Source organism: Streptomyces humi, assembly GCF_001005085.2.
In the GTDB taxonomy this organism is placed as follows: Bacteria; Actinomycetota; Actinomycetes; order Streptomycetales; family Streptomycetaceae; genus Streptomyces; species Streptomyces humi.
Map to the genome: position 1 here is coordinate 1 of NZ_LBMU02000154.1, position 3220 is coordinate 3220.

Genomic DNA, 3220 nt, shown 5'->3' on the forward strand with positions numbered 1-3220 from the left:
GTGCACGTCACCGTGGCCCAGCTCTTCGACCACCAGACGGTCGCGGGCCTGGCGTCGGTGGCGGCGGGTGAGAACGGCACCGACGCCGAACAGGGCCTGGTGGTCGGTGAGTTCCCGCTGACGCCGATCCAGCGGTGGTTCCTGGAGCGGGATCTGCCGGAGGCGTGGCACTTCAACCAGTCGACGGTGCTGGAGGTCGCCGGCGATCCGGATCCGGAGGCGCTGCGGACGGCTCTGCGGGCCGTGGTCGAGCAGCATGACGTCCTGCGGTCCCGCTTCGTGCGCGAGGAGGGCCGGTGGGCCGGGCGTGTGGTGCCCGCCGAGCCCGCCGATCTGCTGACGGTGATCGACGCGGCCGGTGCGGACGAGGCGTTCCTCGACGCCCGTGCCACACAGGTGCAGGCGAGTCTCGACCTGGGTGCGGGACCGCTGCTGCGTGCGGCGCTCTTCGAGCGTGGTGAGCAGGGCCGGCTGCTGCTTGTCGCCGTCCATCACCTGGTCGTGGACGCGGTGTCCTGGCCGGTTCTGCTGGAGGACCTGGCGTCGGCGTACGAGCAGGCGGCCGGGGGCGACTCGGTCGTCCTGCCGCCCAAGACGACGTCCTTCATGCGGTGGGCGGAGCGCCTGTCGGAGCTGGCCGGCACCCCGGAGCTGGCCGAGGAGGCCGCGTACTGGCGGCGGACAGAAACAGCCGCCACCGCCCTGCCGCGCGAGCTGAGCGGCGCGAACGCGGTCGACCTCGCGCGCCGGGTGGACGTGGTCCTCGGTGCGGAGGACACGGAGCGGTTGCTGCGGGAGGTGCCGCAGGCGTTCCGCACGCAGATCAACGACGTGCTGCTGAGCGCACTCGGCGTAGTGCTCACCGAGTGGTGCGATGCCCCGTCGGTGGTGGTGGACGTGGAGGGTCACGGCCGTGAGGACGTGGGTGCCGATGTCGACGTGTCACGGACCGTGGGCTGGTTCACGAGCGTGTATCCGGTGGCCCTGTCGGGCCTGGCGGACGGTGACCTGGGTGATCTGTTGCGGCGGACGAAGGAGTACCTGCGGGCGGTGCCCCGCAAGGGTCTCGGCTACGGCCTCCTGCGCCACCTGACGGACTGGACACCCGAGCCAGGCCGCCCCGGTGCTGAGGTCAGCTTCAACTACCTCGGCCAGTCCGGCGGACCCGGCCCCCACCGGGAGGGAGACGACAACGCACGGCGCTTCCGTCCGTCCGGACGGTCGTTCGGAGCGGACCAGTCGTCCCAGGGAGAGCGCGCCCACCTCATCGAGGTCAACTGCCAAATCGCCGACGGCGTACTGGAGATGAGCTGGACGTACGGCGGTGAGGTGCACGGGGAGGCGACGGTACGGCGGTTGGCGCGGCGCTACATCGAGGTCCTGACCGACCTGATCGCGTACTGCTGCCGTCCGGACGTCGGCGGGCACACCCCGTCGGACTTCCCGCTGGCCCGTCTCGACCAGACCGCGGTGGACGTCGTCGCGCGCCACGTCACGACGGTGATCGACGACGTCTACCCGTTGACGGCGTTGCAGCAGGGCATGCTCTTCCACACCCATCTGTCCGCCGACCCAGGCATGTACTGGGTGCAGAACGGGCTCGTCCTCGACGGTGACCTCGACCTCGACGCGCTCCGGCGCGCCTGGGAACTGGTGTTCTCCCGGCACGAGATACTGCGCAGCACGGTCGTGTGGGACGGCGTACCGGAGCCACTGGCCGTGGTCTCCCGGTCCGTCCCCCTGCCGCTGAGCCTCCTGGACCTCTCGCACCTGGAGGCGGACGCCCAGCAGCGGGCGATCGAGGACCACCTCGCCGAGGACTGGCAGCGGGGCGCGGACTTCTCGGCCCCCACACTGGTCCGACTGACACTGCTACGACTGGCCGAGGACCGGCACCAACTCGTCTGGAGCTACCACCACCTGCTGCTGGACGGGTGGAGTGTGCCCATCGTCCTGGGCGAGATGCTGGCGGCGTACCAAGCCTTCCGGGCGGGTGAACGGCCGCAGCTTCCGGCGCGCGCCCCCTTCCGGGACTTCGTGGGCTGGGTGGCCGGGCAGGATCTCGACGAGGCACGCGGGTACTGGGCCGGACGGCTGGCCGGCTTCACCGAGCCCACGTCGCCTGGCGCGGAACGGGACACGGGCGAACAGGGCCAGCAGGACGTGCACCTCGAACTGCCCGATCCGGTGGCGGGGGCCGCTCTGGCGGAGTTCGCCCGTCGCCACCGCCTCACCCTGAACACCGTGGTGCAGGGCGCGTGGGCGCTGGTCCTGGCGCTGCACGCGGGCTCCGACGACGTGGTCTTCGGTGCGACCTCGTCCGGGCGGGGCGGCCAGATCGACGGCATGGACGACATGGTCGGTCTGCTGCTCAACACCACACCGGTACGGATCCGTATCGACCGGGACCAACCGGTGGCCGACTGGCTGACCGGACTTCAGGACGAGCAGGTCCGGGCCCGGCGGTACGAGCACACACCACTCGCGACGATCACGGCCTGGAGCGAGGTCCCGTCCGGACAGGCCCTGTTCGACACCCTCTTCGTCTTCGAGAACTACCCGGACGAGACCCTGGCACAGGGCAGGGAGCTCTCGGCCGCGAACGGTCTCGCGACCGGCCTCAACCACGTCCGCCAGCAGGCGAGTTATCCGCTCAGTCTGACCGCCGGTTCCGGCCGGCACCTCATGATCAAGCTGTCGTACGACCGGTCGCGGTTCGACGCCGACACGGTGCAGCGGTTGGGAAGGCACCTCGTCACCGTGCTGGGGGCGGTGGCGGAGGACGCGGGGCAGCGGCGGGTGGGGGAGCTGCCCGTACTGTCCGCCGACGAGCACGAGCAGCTGGTGCGTGGCTGGAACGGCGCCCCGGACGTCCTCCCGTCCGTGGGTGGAGTCCATGAGCTGATCGCCGGGTGGGCCGCCGATACTCCGGACACGGTGGCAGTCGTCTCCGGTGGCCAGGCGCTCACCTACGGCGGGCTGCTGACGCGGGCGAACCGGCTGGCGCATGAGCTGCGGGGCCGGGGCGTTGGGGCAGAGTCGGTCGTCGGGCTGTGTCTGCCGCGTGGTGTCGACATGGTCGTGGCCGTGCTGGGGGTGTGGCTGGCGGGTGGTGCGTATCTGCCGTTGGATCCCGATTATCCGGCGGAGCGGCTGGAGTTCATGGTCGCCGACAGCGGGGCGCAGGTCGTGCTCCGCGAAGGAGATCTCGCGCAGACGG

The 3220-nt window shown here is 71.0% G+C and carries 1 protein-coding gene; it reads left to right on the plus strand.

The window, feature by feature from the left end; translation table 11 throughout:
• Positions 1–3220: condensation domain-containing protein (locus tag AAW13_RS43335; RefSeq protein WP_143145110.1), on the plus strand; the 3220-nt coding region annotated here is incomplete at both ends.